Here is a 547-nt window from a genome sequence, read left to right as displayed (position 1 = left end):
CGCGCCGACGCGGTCAGGGCCGACCTCGCGGACCGACTCGGCGTCGACGTCTTCGAGGTCCCGATGGGGCCGCCCAGCCTGCCCGGGATGCGACTCGAGGACCTCCTCTACGACGCGCTCGAAGAGCGGGGCGTCCGGGTGACGACGGGGGTTCCGGTCGTCGATTACGAGACCGACGCGGGCGAGACGGGTCCGAACGGCCCCGAACGGATCGATCGCGTCGTCGTCGACCGAAACGGCAGCGAGATTCCCCACCGCGCCGACCAGTACGTGCTCGCGACGGGCGGGCTGGTCGGAAAGGGCGTGCGATCGGAGCGCGAGCGGGTGTTCGAACCGATCTTCGACTGCCACGTCCCGCACGCGGCGGACCGCTACGACTGGTTCGTCGACGACATCTTCGGCGACCAGCCCTACGCGCGGTTCGGGCTTCCGGTCGACCGCGACCTCCGTCCACTCGACGCCGGCGACGAGCCCGAGTTTTCGAACCTCCGGGCGGCGGGTGCGGTACTCGGCGGCTACGACTTCGCGGCGGAGAAATCGGGTGCCG

At 70.9% G+C, this 547-nt stretch carries 1 protein-coding gene; it reads left to right on the top strand.

Annotated features, from left to right (window positions below; all coding sequences use genetic code 11):
- Window positions 1-547: FAD-binding protein (locus PGX04_RS23080; protein WP_273740656.1), on the top strand; the 547-nt coding region annotated here is incomplete at both ends.

This window comes from Natrinema soli (genome assembly GCF_028618695.1).
The sequence above is the reverse complement of the archived record's forward strand: the minus strand, read 5'-3'. Positions and strand labels throughout refer to the sequence as shown.